Genomic DNA, 20,525 nt, shown 5'->3' with positions numbered 1-20,525 from the left:
CATCCTCCAGCAGCGACGCCGCCGCACCAACCGGCACGGCACCGGCCTCAACAGTTACCGGAAGGGGTGCCTGGGCAGTCATCACACCCATCATCCCACCCCTTCAACAACCGATTATTTCCTCTACCCAATTATATAACAAAAAGGGCAAAATTAACACTCGCCCAGGCAACGAAACCCCGAGAACGCAGGGCATAGCCACACAGCCGACCATCTCATGTCAGGAGTCCTGGTGCTTCCAGCATCGCACGGGCCGAAACCCCGACAATGTCCGAGACTACAGAGGAGAGTTTGATGCCGGTATCTTCGAGCAGCTTTTCCAGGCGCTGAATTTCCTTAGAGCGTTCAGCCGTGATGATGGTCTGTGTCCTTGTCAGCTGGCGCAGTTCACGGATTGATGGCGGCGCCACAAACGAGGCACGCACCAGCCCGTGCGCCCCCAAGTCGGCCAGCCAGGCGGCATCGCTATTACGGAGACCGTCTTTGACATGATCGAGGAAGGCGTCGGGCCTGTTCTCGGTTGGGCGAAGGCGACCGGGGAAGCCACCGGCCCGGCCCGGGAGCAACGTCTTTGGGCGGTTATGCTCAGCTTCGTGACACCGCATCTTGCTGCAGCTCGAATGTTCTTAGCAGCGATCTGGATTGGGCGGGGGCCCGGATCTGGTTGCTATGGAGACATCATGGCGGGCCGCAAGCCCGAGCGTGCCGGTGAGGACGATTTGTGAATGAAGCGGTGGCCGGATGGTTGGCGGCGACGTTCTTCAAGAACGGGTCCAGTCCAGCCCGAAAGTGCAAAATTCGTTTAGTCGCACTCCCGCAAGTGCACGGTGAGCCAGCCGGTCGCGGTCGCTGGCATTTCTAACGGCGGCAATTTTAGGATCACAGGCCGGGAAAACACTCGCTCTGCTGATCCAAGTCGCTTGTGAGACCTGGCAACGCCAACCTACTGCGGTGGAACTCTGCCCGGTCAATGTCCATGATCGCGGTTGAAGCTGTTGCTCCGTCAGACCTGAACTGGCCCGATGCTGTAGGTTCCGGAATCATTTTTCAGCTCAACTGAAGCGACGCCGTGGCCTAGTGAACTGTCTCGTGAGTGGTTCCAACTGACAGGCCGGATAAGGGTGTGGAGCCAACAGCAAGGACAACCACGGCGAAGACTGGTATTGGCGGGGGACGCGGTTGGCATCCGGATCATCCCATGGTCCTTTCGATGTATCAGTGAATCCCGGCGTCCTGTGCGCGATGGCCGTCCGCTCGAGAACGCGGGAGATGCTGGGAGCCCGGGCGCTTGAGCAGGGGATCAGCGGGACGGCATCCGAACAGCGATCCGGCGGGCGGCCGCAGTGAGCACCGGCACGTATTCGATGAGCTGCTCGATGCTGGTCCGGTAAGCCGGCGCGGCGGTCGATATCGCGGCGAGTGCCACGCCATCCGGCCCGGGAACAGGGACTGCCACGGCACGGATGCCGACCTCGTGTTCTTGGTCAGCCAGAGCCCAGCCGCGGGTCCGCACTTCGTCGATGGCCGCGCGAAAATGCTGGCGGTCGGTGATGCAGTTGGGGCCTTTGGCAGTCAGCTCGAGCCTGCTCAACAGGTCTTCGCGGACGGCCTGGGGAGCCATGGCGACCAAGACTTTGCCCTGGGCGGTGCAGTGCAGTGGACCGTGGGTACCCGGCCTGCCGATAACGCTGACGCCTTGGGGCCCCTGGACCGAGTGGACGTACAGTTGCTGATCCCCCTCCCGGACCGCCATCAGCGTTACTTCGCCCGTGAGCGCTGAGACTTCCTCCAGGATCGGGCGCGCCATCCCCGTCAGCCCGCGGGCCTGGGCCACGGACTGCCCGAGCACGAAAACCTGTAGGCCCAGGGTATAGCGACGCGATTTTGACTCGAACTCCAGAAAGCCGTCGCGGACAAGTGAGCCCAGCAGACGGTGTGCGGTACTCAGCGGAAGCTGGCACTCACGGGCCAGCTCGGCGGCTGCGGCGCCGTGGGGGTGTTCGCCGAGTCGATTTAGCAAACTGAGAGCCTTGGCTACCATGTCCCGCCCGCTGCTTCTCCGTGCGTCTGCCGGGTCATCGACCTCGGTAAAAGTTTCGCTCATCTCCGCCTCCGTATCCGTCACTACTCCCACCATACGGGAACAACGCCCGAAGGATGGAATATTTCCTTGACAAGCGCATGCAGAGGAAGCCATGCTATTTCTATCTTATGGGAGTTACTTCCATCATATGGGAGTTGTGATAATCCCCAACCACGGCAAGGGAGCCAATATGGACACGCAATCAGGGGCGCATCAGTCCCAGGGATCTAGCAGAGCTGGCCGCTCGCCCAACCCGGGTACCACCGTGGGAGACGTTCTGGGCCACCAGCGTTGGGCACGGCTGCTGCCGATAGCCTTCGTCACTTATAGCCTTGCGTACCTGGATCGATCGAACTATTCGATCGCCGTCGCCGGAGGGATGAAGCACGATCTAGGGATCACCGGCGGTGTTTCCGCGCTGATCGGCGCGTCATTCTTCATCGGCTACTTCCTCTTCCAGGTTCCAGGAGCGCAGTACGCGGAAAAGCGCAGCGTTCGCACACTGATCTTCTGGAGCCTGATTCTCTGGGGCGTCCTCGCGGCAGCCCAGGGTGTAATCCAAAATGTGACCCTTCTGATCGTCGACCGGTTCCTCATCGGCGCAGTCGAAGCCGCCGTGCTCCCGGCCATGGTCATCTTTCTGGCTCACTGGTTCACCAAAGCCGAGCGGGGCCGGGCAAACACCTTCCTGATCCTGGGTAATCCCGTGACGGTCCTCTGGTTGACGGTAGTGTCGGGATTCCTGATCGAGGCGACCTCGTGGCGCTGGATGTTCATCCTCGAGGGCATCCCGGCGATCATCTGGGCCTTCGTCTTTCGCAAGCTGGTGGCCGACCGTCCGGATGACGCGAAGTGGCTCAACCCCAAGGAGCGCGACCAGGTCGTCAATGCCCTGGAAGCCGAGCAAAAGTCGATCGCCCCTGTCGAGGGTGGCCTGGGCGCCGCACTTCGCTCCCGCAACGTCGTTCTTCTCTCCATCCAGTACCTGCTTTGGAGCCTGGGTGTCTACGGGTTCGTCTTCTGGCTCCCGACCATCGTCAAGGCAGGATCGGGCCAGGGCATCGGACTGACGGGCTTACTCTCCGGCGCCCCCTATGCGCTCGCCATCATCGTCATGGTGTTCAACAGCCGCGCCTCTGACCGCTCGGGAAACCGCAACCGGTACGTCTGGCCGTGGCTCGCGCTGGGGGCTGTTGCCTTCTACGGCTCATATCTTCTCGGACCGGACCGCTTTTGGCTCTCCTTCCCGCTGCTGATTATCGCCGGCGCCGCCATGTACGCCCCCTACGGGCCGTACTTTGCGAACATTTCCGAGTTCCTGCCGAAGGCGATCGCGGCGCCGGCCATTGCCGTGGTGAACTCCTTCGGTGCCATCGGCGGATTCATCGGCAGTTACCTGGTCGGTTGGCTCGATTCCCTCACCGGATCTTCCTCAGCGTCCTTCCTGCTGATGGCCGCGTCCCTTGCTGCGGCGGCCGCAATCATGCTGTGGGTGCGCCCCGCTGCAGCCTCACGAACGCTCCCCGGTGCGCAGTCGCCGCTGTCCGGCCAGAGCCGAAGAGGACGTGCATGAGGCTCGTTCGAGTAGAGCACGACGGCGGCCCCAGGTGGGCCGTCGTCGACGGTACCACGCTGGGGCTGATCGAGGACCCGTGGCCGGGCGGGGCGGTTGCCACCGGTGAGAGGGTGCCGCTGAAGGGCGCGCGGCTGCTGGCGCCGGCCACACCGATGAACGTGGTGGGCATGGCGCACAACACTGGGTCAGCAGATCGGGAATTGCCGGCTCAGGCCTTTCTCAAACCGGCACGGGCCCTGACCGGTCCGGGGAGCGCAATCCCGATTCCCCAAGGCATCGGACGGGTGGACGCCGAAGCCGAACTTGCCGTTGTGATCGGCAGGACGGCGCGGCACCTGACGCCGCAGGATGCACCCCGGCACGTGCTTGGTTTTACGCTCGCGAACGATGTCACTGCCCGCGACCTTCAGGGGAGCGATCCGCTCTGGACAAGAGCCAAAGGCTTCGACTGCTGGACCCCGCTGGGACCGTGGGTCGAAACCGCGCTTGATCTCTCGGATGTGCAGCTCACCCTAAGCATTAACGCGGTGCCACTGGAATCCGCAAGCACGGCGAACCTGGGGCGCAACGTCGTGGAGGTGCTGGTGTACATCACCTCCTTCATGACATTGGGCCCCGGGGACGTCGTGCTCACCGGGGCGCCCGGTGCCGTCGGCAGGATTCGCCCCGGCGACCGGGTCTCGGCCAGCTCGCCGTTGCTCGGCCGGTTGGAGAATACCGTGGCTGCGGAACCCGTCCTCGCGGCCGCTGGAGCAGCGTCGTGAGCGGCCCGGTTATGGACGTCGTCACCTTCGGGGAGGTGATGGCGATGTTCGTCGCTACCGAGTCGGGTCCACTGGAGAGCGTGGTGAATTTCAGCCGTGCCTTGGCTGGAGCGGAAACGAACGTCGCCATCGGTCTCGCCCGGCTGGGCCATCGCGTCGGCTGGGTGGGGCGCGTGGGGGAGGATCATTTTGGCCGCTTTGCGGTCGCGGAACTGGCCCACAATGGCGTCGACACGGCTGCGGTTTTTTTCGACCCAGAGGCCGCGACGGGATTCCAGCTCAAGAGCCACGCGGACGGCGGAGACCCCGAGGTTGCATACTTCCGGAGGAACTCGGCGGGCAGCCGCTTGGCGCCATCGCCGGCCACGGATGCCTATATCTCCTCGGGACGCCATCTCCATGTGACCGGAATCCCGCTCGCACTATCACCGAGCACGCGGGCCTTCACGCTCCGGGCCGTCACAATAGCCCGGGAACGCGGAATGACGGTCTCTTTTGACCCCAATCTCCGGCCAGGCCTCTGGGGATCGCCGGAAGAAATGATCCGTGTGACAAACGATGTTGCCGCCACTGCGGATTGGGTTCTGCCCGGTCTGACCGAGGGGCGGCTGTTGTCCGGTCTGCCCGATGCGGACGCGGACCAGGTGGCCAGGTTCTACTTGGACCGCGGGGCGCAGCGCGTCGTCGTGAAGGCCGCCGTACAGGGCGCGTCGCTGTACACTGCTACCGGCCGATGGGACCGCCCGATCTTCCCGGTGCAGGTGGTCGATACCGTCGGCGCCGGGGACGGGTTCGCCGCAGGTCTGATCAGCGCGCACCTGGACGGGCTGTCGGTCGAGGCCGCGCTCGAGAGGGCGGCGGCGATCGGCGCGCTTGCCACCACCAGCAGCGGCGACAAGGATGGTCTTCCTGACCGGCCAGAGCTCGCGGCTTTCCTGGCGGAACCGCCCGCGACGGCCGCCCGGATTTGAGGGGAGCCTGCCTCCAGCGGACTCGGCTGAGGACCAGCACCGTTAATCGAACCATGAAGGCTTTACCCAACAGAACGGAAGTAAGCAGTGCAGCTGCAGATCGCACTTGATCGGATGACACTACGGCGGGCAGTGGACATCACCCGAGCCGTCGCCCCCTACGCGGACTGGATAGAGGTGGGCACCTCACTCGTCAAGCACTACGGTATGGACGCGGTGGCCCAGCTTGTCCAGGCAGCCGATGGTAAGCCGGTCTTGGCCGACCTGAAGACCGTGGATGACGCTGCGTTTGAATTTGGCCTGGCCTACGACGCCGGTGCATCATCGGCAACGGTACTGGCCCTTGCGGAGGACGTCACCGTTGAGACGGCAGTCCGGGTGGCTGAGGAACGTCAATTGGAAGCCGTCGTCGACCTGATGGTTGTGCCGGAAACGCGGCGCTCTGCGTTGGCAGCCCGGTTGCCCTTTCATGTTGTACTGGCCGCGCATATCGGCAAGGACGCGCAGCAATCCAGTGCCAAGCCTGGCGACCTCTTAGGACCGTGGGCTTCCGGACGCCCGGTGGCCGTTGCCGGGGGCCTCGGACCGCACGAACTGGCTCCGCTTGGCGGAGTCCAGAACCTCCGCGCCATCGTTGGTTCGGCAATCACCGGCGCAGCGGATCCTGCAGCGGCCGCACGGGCGGTCCGCGCCGCCGCTGACACAGCCGAGCGTGAGGTGGCACCGCGATGAATGAAACCAATGTCGACCCCGGGGAGCAGCAACTGGACTTGTTGGACGTCGTCCTTTCCGAAATCACCACCGTGGTGCAGGGCGTAAAGCGGGAGGATATTGAGCGCCTGGCTGACGTGTTGGCAGGTGCCTCGCGAATTTTCGCCACCGGTGAGGGCCGCAGTGGCCTGATGGCAAAGGCATTTGCGATGCGCCTGATGCATCTGGGCCTGCCCGTGCATGTCGTCGGGGAAAGCACCACACCGTCGGTACAACGCGGCGACGTGCTCGTGGCGATTTCGGGATCAGGCACGACGGCGGGCACGGTCCGGGTGGCGCAGCAGGCGGCCGCGGTCGGTGCTATGGTGCACGTCGTCACAACTGATCCTGACTCGCCGCTCGCCTCCCCGGCAGCGACGGTGCTGGTGCTCCCCGCGGCCACAAAATACCGCTGCCCGGGTGAGGCCATGACCGTTCAGCCGCTCTCCAGCCTCTTTGACCAGGTCACGCACGTGGCTCTCGACGTCGTCTGCCTGCTCTTGGCAACGCGCCGGAAGATCGATAATGCGGCCGCGGCGGCCGCGCATGCGAACACCGAGTAAGACAGCTCATGACAGCCCGGTCATCGTCCGCACGATGGCTCAGGATGAACGTGGAAACGCTTCAGCCTGCTCGTCGCAGCAGTAATTGTGGCGGGCCCGGAACACCGCGGAATCACAGTGCTGGCCGAACATTGTGTTCCATGCGGACCTGAAGAGGGCATCACACTTTTCGGTGTAGCGCCGGTACTCTCCACGGGCAGCGGCCAGGGTCCGTGCGGCGCGTATCAGAATCGAAAATAGAAAATGAGAACCGTAGCAATTGCCCTGTGGTGCTTCCTTAGCGGGTCCGTCTGTTTTGTCCTCAAGCCGACATTGCGCCTCGTCCGTCAGCTTGAAAATTCCCGGCGCCCTACATGCGGGCCAGACGCTCGATGTCCTCCAGGAATTGGCGCGCGACGTCGTCGCTGACCGTGGCCCTGGTGTCGGCTATGGTTCCAAGGTAGTCCTCCGTGGACGGGCCACGCTTCAGGTCCAAACCGGCGCTATCACCAGTAGCACCTGGCCGCGCGATTCCGCCGTCGTGCTGGTAAATGGCCTTTTCCAGCGCCCGCTGCGACGCGCTTCGGGCAGCGAACTCGATGTCCGCCGGTGAAAATCCGCCGCTGCGCTCCACCAGCAGCTCCACTTCTACCTGTTCCAGCACGGAGGTGGGAATGAAACGCTCCCACATGGCCCGGCGCGCTTCCGCGTCCGGCAGACCAATGGGAATCACATAATCGAAGCGACCGTGCCGCAGGAAGGCCGAGTCCAGGGAACGGATGAAGTTGGTGGCGCAGACCAGAAGGCGGCCGGGCTGCTCGCGGAAGGCGGGAATGATTTTCAGCAGCTCGTTGGTGACTCCTTGGAGGGCAGACGGCGGCTCACCCGAGCGGTGCGAGGCGATCTCCTCCACCTCATCGATGAACACTACGGCGTGTTCAAGCTCGGCAATCTTCAGGAAAGTTTCTCTCAGCGCGCCGGCAAGCCCGCCCGGATCCGCCGCGAGCCGGGAGGGGAAGACCTCCACGAACGGCCATTCCAGCCGGGATGCGATGGCTTTGGCGAAGGTGGTCTTTCCGGTTCCGGGCGGTCCGAAGAGGACGACGGCGCGCGGCGGCACGACGCCAAATTCCTCGGCGAGCTCGGCATGGGCCAAGGGCAGGACCAGCCGGCGTTCCAGCAGATCCTTTTCCCGCCTCATGCCGGCGACGTTCTCCCAGAGGTTGCGCTTAAGCAGCCGGCCTCCGAGTTGCCCCAGCGGACCAAGTTCTTGGCGCTGAAGTGGGATCCGCCGCTCGAAATACCTCAGGTTCTTCTTGTCCTCGAAGCCGCGGCTCAGGAACGCCTCAACGCGCGTCTCTGTGTCCGGCATCAGTGCCGAGAGTTTGGTCAACCCCAGCGGGGCCATCCGGGTTTCGACCCCGGCCAGCAGCGCGGTGCCGATCCCGCGACCCCGCCACTGCGGCAAGGTCGCCAAAAAAACGATCCAGCCCTGGTCATGTGCGGCCCTGCCCACGGCCGCGCCCACCAGGTCCTCACCCAGAACGGCAACGACGCTGTGGTCCTTTTCGCAGGACGCCAGAACCTCGGACAGGTCATAGACGGGGTCCAGGCCGGCGGATTTCAGCGTCTCCCACAGGTGCAGGATCCCTTCCAGATCTGTCGGGTGGAAGTCGCGCACTTTCCAGGCGGTCATAGTCTGGCTCCTTCGCGTATGGTACTTGCATCATGGCACGGCCGAAGCCCCGACCACTAGCTGTGTGACGCCATCGCCATCCAGATGAAATTCCTCCTCGAAACGGGATCACTGCTGGGCGTACTGACTACGGCACCGTGACCTCGGGCTTGCCGAAGACGGCCTGGCCATTGACGGCTGTACTCCTATTGACCAGCACAATCGCGACCTCTCGGCCGTCGGCCGCCGTGGGCGTCGGATCGTTTCGTGCGGGTGCCGGACTGGGCCGGATTCGTGAGGATAAGGCGCCGTGATCGTGATGAGCCTAAAATGCTTACATGCCTACAACTGTTCACGAGTTCGCCTGGCCTGATCGGGTCGTCGTCGGCACCCTTGGCGTTTCGGGGGCGCGCACGTTCTATCTGCAGGTGCGGACAGGGACGCAGATCGTAAGTGTTGCCCTGGAGAAGCAGCAGTCGGCTCTGCTCGCCGAGAAGATCGACGAAATTCTCGACCAGCTCATCACCCTTGAGGGCAATCCCTTCAGCATTCCCACCAGTACTCCCATTGAACTCGTCGACAATGACCCGCTTGAGGCCGTTCAGGAGCAGTTCCGCACGGGCGCCATGAGCCTGGGTTGGGACCCGACGACAGCGCAGATCGTCATAGAGGCTCACCCGGTCGCTGATGTCGGTGCTGATGGCGACGATGAATCGCTTGATGAAGATGACGTTGACGCGTCCGAATTACTGCTGGTGCGAATGCCGGTCGGCACCGCCCGTGCATTCGCCCAGCGTACCCGTGAGGTCGTGGGTGCAGGGCGTCCTGTGTGCCCGCTCTGCGGGTACCCAGTGGACGCCGACGGGCACATCTGCACCCTTCCCGAGGTCTGACGCCAGTGCCCGGCCTGGTGAGCGCCAAGCGCACGCTCACCGGCCGCATCATGGCAGGTTCAACGCCACCCTGCTGGGCCGGATCGGCGGCGTGATGGTCGGCGATCTGCGTGATGGGTGAAATCCGCTCTGGCCACGGGGCAGGAGGATTATTCCTGGACGGCGAGCCTGCCGTTGCTGCTGACGATGTGCAGGATCAGCAGCCCGCGGAGGTCCGTCTCGGTGCCGGCTGCTGATCCCGGAGCCGTTTCAGGGGCCGCGGTCGTGCCGGAACAATCGGTTTCGCCGGACTCGTGATCTTGGCTCGGGCACTGCCTCCCGTCCGGTACGCAGCTCACCGTGCCATACTCCCGCGCCAGGAGGGTGTAGTCGTCGAGAACGTCGTACCGTGTCCGCACAATCGACCGGCTCTCGCCGTCGCCGATCGCGACCACCTGCCGCACGCCCGCAAGAGGTGCGGCCACGTTGCGGCCGAGGACACGCTCGAAGACCAGCGTGTTGCGCTCCCGATAGAAACGCCCGCCGCGCCCGCCGTGCAAATAAGAGTTCCCCTCTGCCTGCGCATCGTCGCCGCGGCGGTGCTGGTCGTCGTAGGCAATGCCCAGCACGCTCGCCTCAATGGCCACCGGCGAGCAACGCACCTTGAGGTAGAGGGTAGTGACGTTGCCGGCCCGGTCGTCGATGCAATAGGTGCGGATCTGAGCAACATCTGAACCAAAATCAGTCCATTCCGCGTCCACCCGAGCCCGGGGCGGCACCGGGCCGGCGGCCGTGCCGGACAGGGAATCGCGTCCCTCAACGATGATGTCCCCGGCCTGCGGGTCATAACTGATGACTACTTCCGGGGCGGTCTTGTCGATACTGACGTTCTGGTGCTTCTCGGCCTCGATGTTCTGTGAACGGTCGATTGAGTGGAAGGCGACGTCATGCACGCCTTCGGCGGTAATCAGCAGGGGAGCGGTATACGCGGCTGAGCCAAGCCCGTCGATCGTGATCTCGGTGCGGGCGACTCCCGAGATGTCATCCGTCGCGGTCAGGGCGACATAAACGTCGGCGCGGTTCCAGCCGCCCGCGTTCGGTGCGGCGGTGAGGGTGGCCGTGGTCATCGGCGGCGTGGTGTCTGCCGGCAGGATGACCGGCAGCATTTGGGGAGTCAGCTCCTGGACAATGGTGGACTGTACTGGCGGCTCATAGCCGGATCCTCCCACTGCACCGCCCTTCAGCTTCAGGTTCTGCCAGTCGTTAAAAGGGCTGAGAGTTCCTTGCGCCGCGTCGTTGTTCGCGTCAACGCTGACGCTCGTCTTCGTGGTGAGGCCGTCGCCGTCCCAGTCGATTGGCGCGGAGGCGTCGGCTACCTGCACGAACGCGCCCGGATTGGGTGCCACGCCTGGTACCCAATGGGAGATGGCGACCCCGGCGGACCCGGGCCCCAGCCCGATTGTCTCGTTGAGGGCGGATTCCGTGAGGGCAATCAGAGCGGCGTTCGAGTAGTCAATCAGCGAGGCCCCGCTCCGCGTCACACCGGTGAACTGCCAAAGATAGTTCATGATGCTGACGTAATTAGGCTTGTTGTTCACACTATCGCCGCCGCCATGCTGAAGGCCCAGGCTGTGTCCCAGTTCGTGCATGAACGTGCCCGAGACATTAGTGTCGGTGACTGACGCGAATGTGCCCAGGCTGACGATGAGGTCCGAACCCGGAATGCTGCGGGCGACGCCGCTGTTACCCACGGAGCCGATCTGATGGCAGAAGACGCAGTAGCGGAAGATCCCCGTCCGCCCGGATGAGAAGAAGCCCCCGACCCGGTTCTTGAGCTTGTCGAACTCGGTCCAGTTGTAGTTGATGTTGCCCGAGGAGTCCGGGTTCGTTGTGCCGAGCTGCACCACGTGGCCGACGGCCGCGGCCCGGCTCAGTGCGCCCCACTTGGTGCCAGTTGCGAAGTTCAGTGTGCTGGCGGGGCCGGCGTCTACGTGGAGGTTGATCCCGATTGAGCCGTTGCGGCTGATGTATGGCGCGTTCGCGAACGCGTCGACGACGGTCCTGATGGCCGCGTCGGTCGGGGCGTGGCTGTGAGTCTTGTCTGCCATCCAGTCCAGATGCACGAAGAGGTCCGGTTTGCCCACGGTCGCGCCCATGGCCGGAAGGTCGATGAACTGTGGCCCGGACCCATTCCCCGGGTCGACAGTGGTGCCATTGATCTTCCAGTCATCGGCAATGCCGTCGCCCGTACTCGAGGCGTCTGCGAACACCCAGTGAGCGGTGGAGTCGTTCCCGGAGCCGTCGCCCACTCGGTTCAGCGCATAAGCTGCCGGCGCTGACTGATCGTAGCTGTTGCTCCCAACGAACGGGTTGTCGAAGTAGACGTGTATTGTTCCGGTGGAGCCCGGTCCCAGTTCGAGGCTGAAGTCCGCGTACCCTTCGGTGCCGGTGGCCACTCCCGAAGATTCGCCCTCCCACGACGCGGACGCGCCGGCTTCGATTCGCGCTGGGGGCTTGGTCCCCCAGATGCCGTGATCGAGATGGGATGTGGGGAATATCAACGCCACATCGGTAGTGTTGTCAAAATTTATGGTGACACTACGCGCAGCCATCTTTAACTCCCTTGATGTCAGGGTGGTCTGGATCGCGAGGGCCGGACGCGAACCGCACGGCCTTTTCCACGGTCATAGTGTGATAAGTATCACAAACCTGTAAACGCGTCAAGGATTATTCCGATGGGGGCCGCAGGCTTCCTGCCAGCGGATTGCTCATGCGTTGCGGGGCTGGATGCTGCCGCTGTGACGCTACTGCAATTGCGCCTCAATGGCCCGCGCGCTAGTGCCCAGACGGGCGCCGATGGCGTCGGGCTCCGGGCCGCGCCCTAGAAAGATCACGCAGATGGCCGCCGGCATGCCGCCGGGTACGTGGATGGGTGCGGCGATCGCGGAGACCCCGGGAAGGACTTCGTCATGGCTCGTGGCGAACCCGGCGGCCCGCGCGGCACGCGCTTCGTGACGGTACGGCAGGCCGGGCGCCAGCTGCGCCCACGCGTCCTCGCTGATGGCGGACTGGATGGCAATGCCCGGCGCGCCGGAACTGAAGGAGTGCCGGGTTCCCGGACGCTGGGCCAGGGTGGCGCCGGAATGCCGTGGCTCGATAGTCAGGAGGGTGACGCAGTCGCGGTGGTCCCACACGGCAATGAAGGCCGTCATTGATAAATCATTGGCCAGCTCCGTAAGTTCCGGGAGCGCGGCCGTCTGCAGGTCCGCGGACACGCCGCGTGCCAGCACCGCCAGTCCCGGTCCGGTCTGGACCCGACCCGCGTCGTCCCTGATCAGGAGTGAATGGTCCTCCAGCGTGCGAAGGATTCGGTAGGCGACGGAGCGGTGCACTCCCAGCGCCTCCGACAGTTCGGCGATGGTCATGGGAGACTGGGCCTCGGCCAGGATTTCCAGCGCGCGGATGCCGCGGGACAGGGTTTGGGAATGGGCTGCTGCCTTCGCCGGGTGGTTCTGTACTGCTTCTGTACTCACGTCTGGATCCTATTCAGTCGCCGGCCGCGTCAGCCGTCGTTGTGGCAGTCCCCACCTTTTCCCTTCATTCTATAGTGGGACATCGAATTCAGATAACGGACATGGACGGGCAGGTGGCCGCCCGCCCGCTTGAGTAAACTGCTGCGCACGGACGAGGACTTCGTTCCCAAGCACGACGGCGGCACCGAAAGTTGGGTGCCGCCGTCGTGCTTGGTTTGCGTTCAGGCCGGCGCGGAGCCTACGCCTGCAACCGGCTGACGCTTATCAAAGATGGTGGCGCCAACCTCCTGCTCGGCCTGATTGGTGATCCTGAGGTCGATCCCGGAGCGGTCCTTGAGCATAATGACCGCGGCCAGGCCGATGAGAGTCGTGAGCAGCAGGTAGCCGGAGATGGCGAGGCTGGTGCCGGTGGCCTGAAGCAGCCACTGGGCGATCAAGGGAGAGAACGCGCCGCCAAGAATGGCGCCGATGGCGTAGGAGATGGAGACGCCGGAGAACCGCACCGAGGCCGGGAAGATTTCGCTGTACCAGGCGGCCTGCGGGCCGTAGGTCAGGCCGAGGCCAAAGGTGAGCAGCAGCAGTGCCAGGTACAGCGCCCAGAGTTCGCCGGTGTTGATCAACAGGAACAGTGGAAATACGGTCAGGGCCATGGCAATGTAGCCGATCACATAGGTGCGCTTGCGCCCGATTTTGTCGGACATGCCTCCGGCCAGTGCGGTGAAGATGAGCCACGTGGCTGCGGCAAAGGTCATGGCGATGAGCACGGGCGTCTTTGCCAGGCCCACGATGCCGTCGGGGTTGGTGGCGTAGCTGGGGATGAAGCCTCCCGTGGCCATATAGCCGGCGGCATTGTTGCCGACAAAAACCAGGGCCGCCAGAATGACGAGGAGCCAATGCTTGCGGAACAGCTCCACGACGGGAATTTTGGGCTGCTGCTTTTTTTCCGCGATCTCCAAGAACACGGGGCTTTCCTCCACCGCACGGCGCACGAAGTAGCCCACGCCGATCAGGACGAAGCTGAGCAGGAACGGGATGCGCCAGCCCCAGGCCATGAAAGCATCTCCCGGTGCGATGACGCCGGTCATCAGCGCCATGACGCCGGAGGCCAGGAGCAGGCCCAGCGGGACGCCGAGCTGGGGGAACGAACCGGCCCGGCCGCGCTTGTTGGCGGGCGCATGCTCAACAGCCATGAGGACGGCGCCACCCCATTCGCCGCCTGCCGAGACGCCTTGGAGGATGCGCAGGAGCAGCAGGAGGACCGGGGCCAAGACACCTGCCGTGGCATACGTGGGCAGTACGCCGATGAGCATGGTGCTGGTGCCCATCAGTAAGAGGGTCAGGACCAGCATGGCCCGGCGGCCGATCCTGTCCCCGTAGTGGCCGGCAAGGAACGCACCGAGCGGGCGGAACAGGAAGCTGATGCCCACAGAGGCAAAGGAGAGCAGCAGGCCGATCTGGGCGCCGGCCGGCTCAAAGAACAGGTGGGCAAAAACCAGGCCTGCGGCCGTGGCGTAGATGAAGTAGTCGTACCACTCGACGGTGGTGCCGATCAGGGTCGCAAACGCGACGCGCCGCTGCGTGCGCCGCGTGTCGGAGGCTTTCGTGATGCTCATGGGTTTGTTGTCCTTGACTTTAGTCCGGGATAGCGGCCGGCCCGGCACACGCACCAACGCGGCAGCAGGTCCCGGCTAACGGAATGTAACCAGTGTCACAGAGATATTTCCGTGAGTAAACTTATAAATACAGGCATAGTAATTCGGTTTTATGAAAGAGGACGGTTTGTCAAAGTTCACGTTCCGCCAGCTGGAGCTTTTCGTTGCGCTGGCGGAGTTTCCCACACTCAGTGATGCGGCCGCGTCACTGCACTTCTCCGAGTCGGCGCTTTCCCAGGCAATCACCCGGCTGGAACGCGCAGTGGGTGAACAGCTGTGTATCCGCCGCAAGGCAAGGGGCCTGCAGCTGACCCCTGCAGGGGAATACTTTGCGTCCAGGGCCCGCGTACTGCTGAAAGAGGCGGAGGATCTGCTGGCCGAGATGACAGGTGCTGCAGGGCAATTGAAGGGACCCGTAAAGCTGGGCTGCTTCGCCAGCTTCGCCGCCAGCGTGCTGCCTGCAATCCTGGACGGCTTCCCCCGCATCCACCCTGGCGTCGACGTGGAGGTCGTGGTGGGCACCCACGACGACCTGCTGCCCGCCCTGGAGAACGGCCGGCTGGATTTGGCGATCGTCTACGACATGGAACTGCCGCCGGGATTCCAACGCCGAACCATCTACGAGACCGAGCTGCAGGCGGTACTTCCCATTGACCATCCGTTGGCGCAACAGGAAACCGTGGACCTGGCACAGCTGGCCCCTGAACCGCTGATCATGTACGACGCCAGCCCCAGCCCGGCAAATACCTACCGGGCCTTTGCTGACCGCGGCCTTCAGCCGAGAATCGTGGCGAACATGCCGCAGATCATCCTCGTCCAGGCGCTGGTAGGCCGCGGCCTGGGCTACGGGCTTTTGATGTCGCGTCCGAACTGGGCGCCGATCACCCTGGAAGGACTTCCCGTTGCAGTACGCTCGCTGGCGCCGCCGGCCAGCCGCACCACCATGTCGGGCATTTGGCTCGAAGGCTCCCGGCTCAGTCCCCGCGCGCAGGCACTTCTCGATTTCACTGTCGAGACGTTCAGAGTTCCATTGCCATGAAATTCCGCGGCGCTAAAACATCACGGACGTGTCAGTGCGGCAAAGTTTTTCCTTTGTGAAGGAAAAACGGAGAGGGCCGGCCAGTAGACGGCCCTCTTCTACGTCAGCCCGGTCACGACTGCGCGGGCTCCGTCGTGCCTGGTCCCACCATTTTTGGTTGTTGTTCTTATGTTGTTGGTGGATGATTCCGTGACAGTTGTAGTTTCGCAGGACGCACCTATTCGCGAGGCGCTTGGAGGCGGTGATGCCGCAGATGTGGGGCGGAATTGATGCCGGCAATGCTCATCGCCACTGTCTGGTCATTGATGCCGAAGGACCCCACCTGTTGTCTTGGAAAGTGGCCAACGACGAGGTGGAACTGCTGGGGTTGACTGCCGATCCGGCCAAGACATGGCGCGGGCACTTTTTAGTGGGCCTCGTTCGGGACTTGCGTGAGATAGCCCACACAATTATGCTTAGTGTGCGTTATTAGAACGGAATGTTCAGATAACGAACTATTGGTGATGCTGGTGAGCTCGCCGCCCACAGTGCAGTGAGGAGATTCTTGTGCAGTTCCACCACCACGGATACGTATCCGGTGACCCCCGCATCCAGACGGCGGCCGGGACCGGCGTCGACCGTCCCGAGGAGCTTCCCGGCGAGGTGGATGTGCTCATTGTGGGTTCGGGCCCGGCCGGCATGCTCATCGCGGCCCAGCTCGCCCAGTTCCCGGACATCACCACCCGCCTCGTGGAACGCCGCGGTGGGCGGTTGGAGCTCGGCCAGGCCGACGGCATCCAAGCCCGCAGTGTCGAGACCTTCCAGGCGTTCGGTTTCGCCGAGCGGATCATTGCAGAGGCCTACTGGCTCACCGAAATGAACTTCTGGCGCCCGGGCGAAGAGAACCCCAAGAACATCGTCCGCGGCGGCCGCGCCGTCGACGACGCCACCGGCATCAGCGAATTCCCGCACCTCATCGTCAACCAGGCCCGTGTGCTCGACTACTTCGCCGAGGTCGCGGTGAACTCGCCCAGCCGCCTGACCCCCGACTTTGGCTGGGACTTCCAAACGCTCGAGGTCACCGACGAGGGCGAGTACCCCGTCAAGGTCACGCTGGTCCGCAGCGCCGGACCGGACGAGGGCACCGAGCGCATCATTCACGCCAAGTACGTTGTTGGCTGCGACGGCGCGCGCAGCAAGGTCCGCGCCTCGATTGGCTGCACCCTTGCCGGCGACGCTGCCAACCATGCCTGGGGCGTCATGGATGTGCTGGCGAAGACCGACTTCCCCGACATCCGTACCAAGTGCGCTATCCAGTCGCACGATGGCGGATCCATCCTGCTGATCCCGCGCGAGGGCGGCCACCTATTCCGGATGTACGTGGACTTGGGTGAGGTGCCCGAAGACGACCGTGGCGCCGTGCGCAAGACCAGCATCGAGCAGATCATCGCCAAGGCGAACGAGATCATGCACCCCTATACCGTGGATGTGCGCAGCGTTGCCTGGCACAGCGTCTACGAGGTCGGCCACCGCCTCACCGACCGGTTCGACGACGTCCTGGCGCAGGACCGCGGCACCCGCAGCCCGCGCGTCTTCATCACCGGCGACGCGTGCCACACGCACAGCGCCAAGGCCGGCCAGGGCATGAACGTCTCCATGCAGGACGGCTTCAACCTGGGCTGGAAACTCGGTCACGTGCTCGAGGGCCGGAGCCCAGAGTCGCTGCTGGACACTTACTCCACCGAGCGCCAGGTCGTAGCTAAGAATCTCATCGACTTCGACAAGCAATGGTCGACGATGATGGCTAAGAAGCCCGAGGAATTCGCCAACCCCACGGAGCTGGAGGACTTCTACGTGCGCACTGCCGAGTTCCCGGCCGGGTTCATGACGCAGTACACGCCCTCGCTGCTCACCTCCGATGACGCACACCAGGACCTGGCCACAGGGTTCCCGCTTGGCAAGCGCTTCAAGTCCGCGCGTGTCTCGCGCGTCTGTGACACCAACGCCCTGCACCTGGGCCACCAGGCCACCGCCGACGGCCGCTGGCGCATTTACGTCTTCGCCGATGCGGCCAAGCCCGGGGCCGCCTCGCCCACCACCGATTTGGCGCAGTGGCTCGCAGACGCTCCGGAATCTCCGCTGGCTGCCACCCCCCAAGGGCTCGACGCCGACGCCTGGTTCGACGTGAAGGTCATCTACCAGCAGAGGCACGAGGACATCGACATCAACGCCGTGCCCGAAGTGTTCAAGCCCGAGGTCGGGCCATTCGAGCTCACCGACCTCGAAAAGGTTTACGGCGTTGTCGACGGTGATGACATCTTCCAGACGCGAGGGCTGTCCCGCGACGGCGTGGTCGTCGTCGTACGCCCGGACCAGTACGTGGCGAACATCCTGCCGCTGACCGCGACCGACGAACTAGCCAGATTCTTCACCCCACTACTGAAGGGCCAGCACGTCTAGTATCCCGGTCACGTTTTTAGTTGCGCTACTCGCCCGGGGCGGCACATCACCAGTGATGTGCACCCGGGCGGTCAGGGGCAATAGAAGCGCGGAGCGGTCCGGTTCATCGGCCAGCCCCGGCCCGCCGTCTCAGTAGGTCAAACGCGGGCGTCTCGGACCCTGTAAAGGTGTTCCCGACGTCTTCCTCGGACACCCCGCCGATGTCAGATCGGAAACAGGCGGCCCCTAACGCGAGCATAGGGAGGGGTCGCCCCGGGGTTGGACAATTGGGAAAATCCGATCCCTTCCCACGCCCCGCCGCGCCGCGCACACACGGTCAGTGCCGAGCAAGCGTGAACGCGGCGCATCGCTGAGCCAGGTCCACATCCTCGAACCTGAGCAGGTCTATGCCGCTTGCCACCGGCGCTTGGGCGGAGCTTTCGTGCGCGGCTCGGTTGGACCGCCAGTTCTCAAAGTCATCCCGGGTGGCCCCCTGCGTGTAGACGAAGTAAAGGTCCCCCACCCCGTGACCGGGCGCAGGAGCTGGAACCCCTCGAAGCCCGGGGAGGCGTCCACCGTGTGCCTGCGGGCAACAAAGCGCGCTTCCAGTTCGGACCCGGTCTCGACGGGGACCTTGAATGCATTAATGACAACGATGGAACGTGTCTGCTTCTTCTTCCTGGCGATTTCCTCGAAGACCGGGCTCTCGTCTGCGCTGCACGATGTATCCGAGGACGATCAGGACGAAGCTCAGCAGGAACGGAACGCGCCAACCACGCTCAACAAAGGCCTGGCCGGGGGAGATGAGTCCGGACATGAGCGCAAGGACGTCTGAAGCGAACAGCATCCCCAGCGGAACACTCAGCTGTGGGAACGAACCGAACGGGCCGCGTTTGGTCCGGGGAGCGTGTTCGACGGCCATCAGGACCGCGCCGCACCACTAGCCGCCAGCGGAAATCCCCTGCAGGATGCGAAGCCTTAACAGGAGGATCGGAGGGACGATCCCGGCCGATCTACAGGTGGGGAGCAAGCCGGTTAATGTCGTGGCTGCTCCCATCATGATCAAGGTGATCACCAACAAGGCCCGCCGTCCGATCCTGTCGTCGAAATGTCCGGCGAGGAAGGCGCCCAGCGGACGGAACAGGAAGCTCAGGCCAACGGAAGCGAAGGAAATAAGGCTTTCTATGTCACTTCCAGCTGGCTCAAAGACGAGCTTGGCGAAGACCAATCCAGCGGTCTTGGACATTTACGGCTTCGTTCGACGCGCGCAGATACAGGTCGCCATCCAGGCCGCGAGTTTCCTCGAGCAGCTTGAAATCGAGGGTCCGCCCGATGTACCCGTCCGAGCCGGTCAGGCTGTACACGGTGCGAAACCCGCGGTCGGAGGATCCTGCATTCAGGGGATCAAAGTATGATGCTGAACAGGTACTGACGTGTAGTGGCGGTCCGTGGGAACTGAGGGGTTCCTGCGATCGAGGCTGGGATCTGCCGATATTGAGCTAACTGCTCCGAGTGGCAGGCACACCATGGGAACTGTCGCGGAGTGTCCCTACAGATCCGTGAGATGTGCAGCGATTTTCGAGAATCTGGTCCATTTCACGTCAGGAGTAAGGGACACTTAGTTCCGAAACGAGCCCCTCCTGTTCGGAAGGACCCGGGCGGGACGACGAGGTCGTGAATCAGCTGCTGCACATCACAAGTAGCGTCGCGAAGGACCATGGCCCCGCCGCGCCATTCACGCTTTCAATGCGGCGCGGCCTGCGAACCTGAACAGTCTCCGCAATACGTAAACTTTTCGGCCAACGACGAGTCGCATTCGAGTGCTACTTCACCGGGACAGCCTGGTAGACGTAGCACAGCAAGGCCGCCGCCGCCTTGTCCTTTGGTGAACCCTGATCCTTGATCGTCGTCAGCTCTTCGGCTAGGTCGCTGGTGGCCGCCCGGAATGCAACCAAGTCGGTGTAAGTCATTCCGATCCCGGCCTTCGCCACTGAATTCCGGAATTGGGCCGGAGTTGTGATGTTCCCCATCATCCAGTCACACGCAACGCCGACGCCAGCGGAGATGGCCTCGTTGTCTTTCGCCATCTTGGCAGCGTCAGCCATGTGGTCAACGGTTTTCTGCGGTAGCGACCAGCCCCGGTATGTGTCCGCTTGGCCGGTGACGGCGGTTACGTCCTCGGCAGCCGCGCCGTATCGGGAGGCCAGGCTGGACACGTCCGAAGAGGCAAGCTTGATCTCGCTGGCCTCCCGCCCCAGTGCGGCGGAAACTTTGGATGTGGCGCCTTTCGCCAGCTGGATGAAGGCCTAACGCTCTCCGGCGCAGCCTGCCAGCCCCAAAAGAGCGGTGGTCACGGCCGTGAGCACGGCGAGCATGGCTCCCGGTTGTCTACGCATCTGAGGTCCTTTCGTTCTGCAGGACCCCAGACCCCTTATAGAAGGGAAGCATAAGATCAGGACCTGAAGGTTTCAAGGGGCCAACGAGGGTCGTGGAAAGAGCTCGCAAAATGGGGTTCGTGCCTTATCTAAGAAATGCTCGCGAAATCTTTTATCACGGCGGGCACTCTCCGTGCGCTGGAGGGACGAGTGATGAGTTGACGCTGTCCGCGCCGGGAAGTCACGAACAAGGAAGCCGCGGAGTGCTCCGGGCT

At 63.6% G+C, this 20,525-nt stretch carries 16 protein-coding genes and 3 pseudogenes; 10 read left to right on the top strand and 9 right to left on the bottom strand.

Going from position 1 to position 20,525, the window contains the following annotated elements; all coding sequences use genetic code 11:
* Window positions 1-233 precede the first annotated feature (233 nt).
* A pseudogene (locus IV500_RS01220) lies at window positions 234-467 on the bottom strand (IS110 family transposase); the annotation flags it as partial.
* Between the two features lie 833 nt (window positions 468-1,300).
* A complete protein-coding gene (locus IV500_RS01215) occupies window positions 1,301-2,104 on the bottom strand; it encodes an IclR family transcriptional regulator (protein WP_230854300.1) in 804 nt (267 codons plus the stop codon).
* 169 nt (window positions 2,105-2,273) lie between these two features.
* Here IV500_RS01215 and IV500_RS01210 point away from each other — a divergent pair, with 169 nt between their 5' ends.
* From IV500_RS01210 to IV500_RS22225, 6 genes are all read left to right on the top strand, one after another.
* On the top strand, window positions 2,274-3,656 hold the full coding sequence (locus IV500_RS01210) for an MFS transporter (RefSeq protein ID WP_196394988.1): 1,383 nt from the start codon (window positions 2,274-2,276) through the stop codon (window positions 3,654-3,656).
* Window positions 3,653-4,423 (top strand): fumarylacetoacetate hydrolase family protein, encoded by a 771-nt coding sequence (locus IV500_RS01205; RefSeq protein WP_196394987.1) that lies wholly within the window; start codon window positions 3,653-3,655, stop codon window positions 4,421-4,423. The genes IV500_RS01210 and IV500_RS01205 overlap by 4 nt, the downstream gene beginning before the upstream one ends.
* On the top strand, window positions 4,420-5,394 hold the full coding sequence (locus IV500_RS01200; protein WP_312875778.1) for a sugar kinase: 975 nt from the start codon (window positions 4,420-4,422) through the stop codon (window positions 5,392-5,394). The genes IV500_RS01205 and IV500_RS01200 overlap by 4 nt, the downstream gene beginning before the upstream one ends.
* 87 nt (window positions 5,395-5,481) lie before the next feature.
* On the top strand, window positions 5,482-6,126 hold the full coding sequence (locus IV500_RS01195; protein WP_196394986.1) for an orotidine 5'-phosphate decarboxylase / HUMPS family protein: 645 nt from the start codon (window positions 5,482-5,484) through the stop codon (window positions 6,124-6,126).
* Entirely contained in the window at window positions 6,123-6,707 is a 585-nt protein-coding gene (gene hxlB, locus IV500_RS01190; protein WP_196394985.1) for a 6-phospho-3-hexuloisomerase, read from the top strand. Before IV500_RS01195 ends, hxlB begins: the two co-directional genes overlap by 4 nt.
* Window positions 6,708-6,950: 243 nt before the next feature.
* Window positions 6,951-7,115 (top strand): YrhK family protein, encoded by a 165-nt coding sequence (locus tag IV500_RS22225; RefSeq protein WP_196394984.1) that lies wholly within the window; start codon window positions 6,951-6,953, stop codon window positions 7,113-7,115.
* On the opposite strand, the gene IV500_RS01180 is transcribed toward IV500_RS22225, so the two are convergent.
* Window positions 7,057-8,382 carry an ATP-binding protein gene (locus IV500_RS01180; RefSeq protein WP_196394983.1) on the bottom strand — a complete coding sequence of 442 codons (1,326 nt, stop codon included), beginning with the start codon at window positions 8,380-8,382 and terminating at the stop codon, window positions 7,057-7,059. The two genes, IV500_RS22225 and IV500_RS01180, sit on opposite strands and share 59 nt — an antisense overlap.
* A 317-nt stretch (window positions 8,383-8,699) precedes the next feature.
* On the opposite strand from IV500_RS01180, the gene IV500_RS01175 reads away from it, so the two are divergent.
* On the top strand, window positions 8,700-9,254 hold the full coding sequence (locus tag IV500_RS01175) for an Rv2134c family protein (protein WP_196394982.1): 555 nt from the start codon (window positions 8,700-8,702) through the stop codon (window positions 9,252-9,254).
* A 149-nt stretch (window positions 9,255-9,403) separates the two neighbouring features.
* Here IV500_RS01175 and IV500_RS01170 read toward each other — a convergent pair whose 3' ends face one another.
* The 3 genes from IV500_RS01170 to IV500_RS01160 all read right to left on the bottom strand — a co-directional run bounded on the left by IV500_RS01170 (window position 9,404) and on the right by IV500_RS01160 (window position 14,379).
* Window positions 9,404-11,845, bottom strand: coding sequence for an OmpL47-type beta-barrel domain-containing protein (locus IV500_RS01170; protein WP_196394981.1), 2,442 nt, complete (start codon window positions 11,843-11,845; stop codon window positions 9,404-9,406).
* A 192-nt stretch (window positions 11,846-12,037) separates the two neighbouring features.
* A complete protein-coding gene (locus tag IV500_RS01165) occupies window positions 12,038-12,766 on the bottom strand; it encodes an IclR family transcriptional regulator (protein ID WP_196394980.1) in 729 nt (242 codons plus the stop codon).
* Window positions 12,767-12,987: 221 nt separating this feature from the next.
* A complete protein-coding gene (locus tag IV500_RS01160; RefSeq protein WP_196394979.1) occupies window positions 12,988-14,379 on the bottom strand; it encodes an MFS transporter in 1,392 nt (463 codons plus the stop codon).
* A gap of 166 nt (window positions 14,380-14,545) precedes the next feature.
* Here IV500_RS01160 and IV500_RS01155 point away from each other — a divergent pair, with 166 nt between their 5' ends.
* The 3 genes from IV500_RS01155 (at window position 14,546) to IV500_RS01145 (ending at window position 17,896) form a co-directional block, all read left to right on the top strand.
* Window positions 14,546-15,457, top strand: a complete 912-nt coding sequence (locus IV500_RS01155) for a LysR family transcriptional regulator (RefSeq protein ID WP_196394978.1) — start codon at window positions 14,546-14,548, stop codon at window positions 15,455-15,457.
* Window positions 15,458-15,701: 244 nt separating this feature from the next.
* Window positions 15,702-15,929, top strand: a complete 228-nt coding sequence (locus IV500_RS01150) for a hypothetical protein (protein ID WP_196394977.1) — start codon at window positions 15,702-15,704, stop codon at window positions 15,927-15,929.
* A 74-nt stretch (window positions 15,930-16,003) separates the two neighbouring features.
* Window positions 16,004-17,896 carry an FAD-binding monooxygenase gene (locus IV500_RS01145; protein ID WP_196394976.1) on the top strand — a complete coding sequence of 631 codons (1,893 nt, stop codon included), beginning with the start codon at window positions 16,004-16,006 and terminating at the stop codon, window positions 17,894-17,896.
* A gap of 316 nt (window positions 17,897-18,212) precedes the next feature.
* On the opposite strand, the pseudogene IV500_RS21225 reads toward IV500_RS01145, so the two are convergent.
* The 3 genes and pseudogenes from IV500_RS21225 to IV500_RS01135 form a co-directional block, all read right to left on the bottom strand.
* Window positions 18,213-18,532 (bottom strand): annotated as a pseudogene (locus IV500_RS21225) (antibiotic biosynthesis monooxygenase family protein).
* Window positions 18,524-19,109: pseudogene (locus IV500_RS01140) on the bottom strand (MFS transporter); the annotation flags it as partial. The pseudogenes IV500_RS01140 and IV500_RS21225, both read right to left, overlap by 9 nt.
* A gap of 589 nt (window positions 19,110-19,698) precedes the next feature.
* A complete protein-coding gene (locus tag IV500_RS01135) occupies window positions 19,699-20,091 on the bottom strand; it encodes a hypothetical protein (RefSeq protein WP_196394975.1) in 393 nt (130 codons plus the stop codon).
* Window positions 20,092-20,525: the final 434 nt, after the last annotated feature.

Origin of the sequence: Arthrobacter terrae (assembly GCF_015708085.1) — a bacterium.
GTDB classification, from domain to species: domain Bacteria; phylum Actinomycetota; class Actinomycetes; order Actinomycetales; family Micrococcaceae; genus Arthrobacter_M; species Arthrobacter_M terrae.
This window is presented reverse-complemented; position numbering and strand designations above follow the sequence as displayed.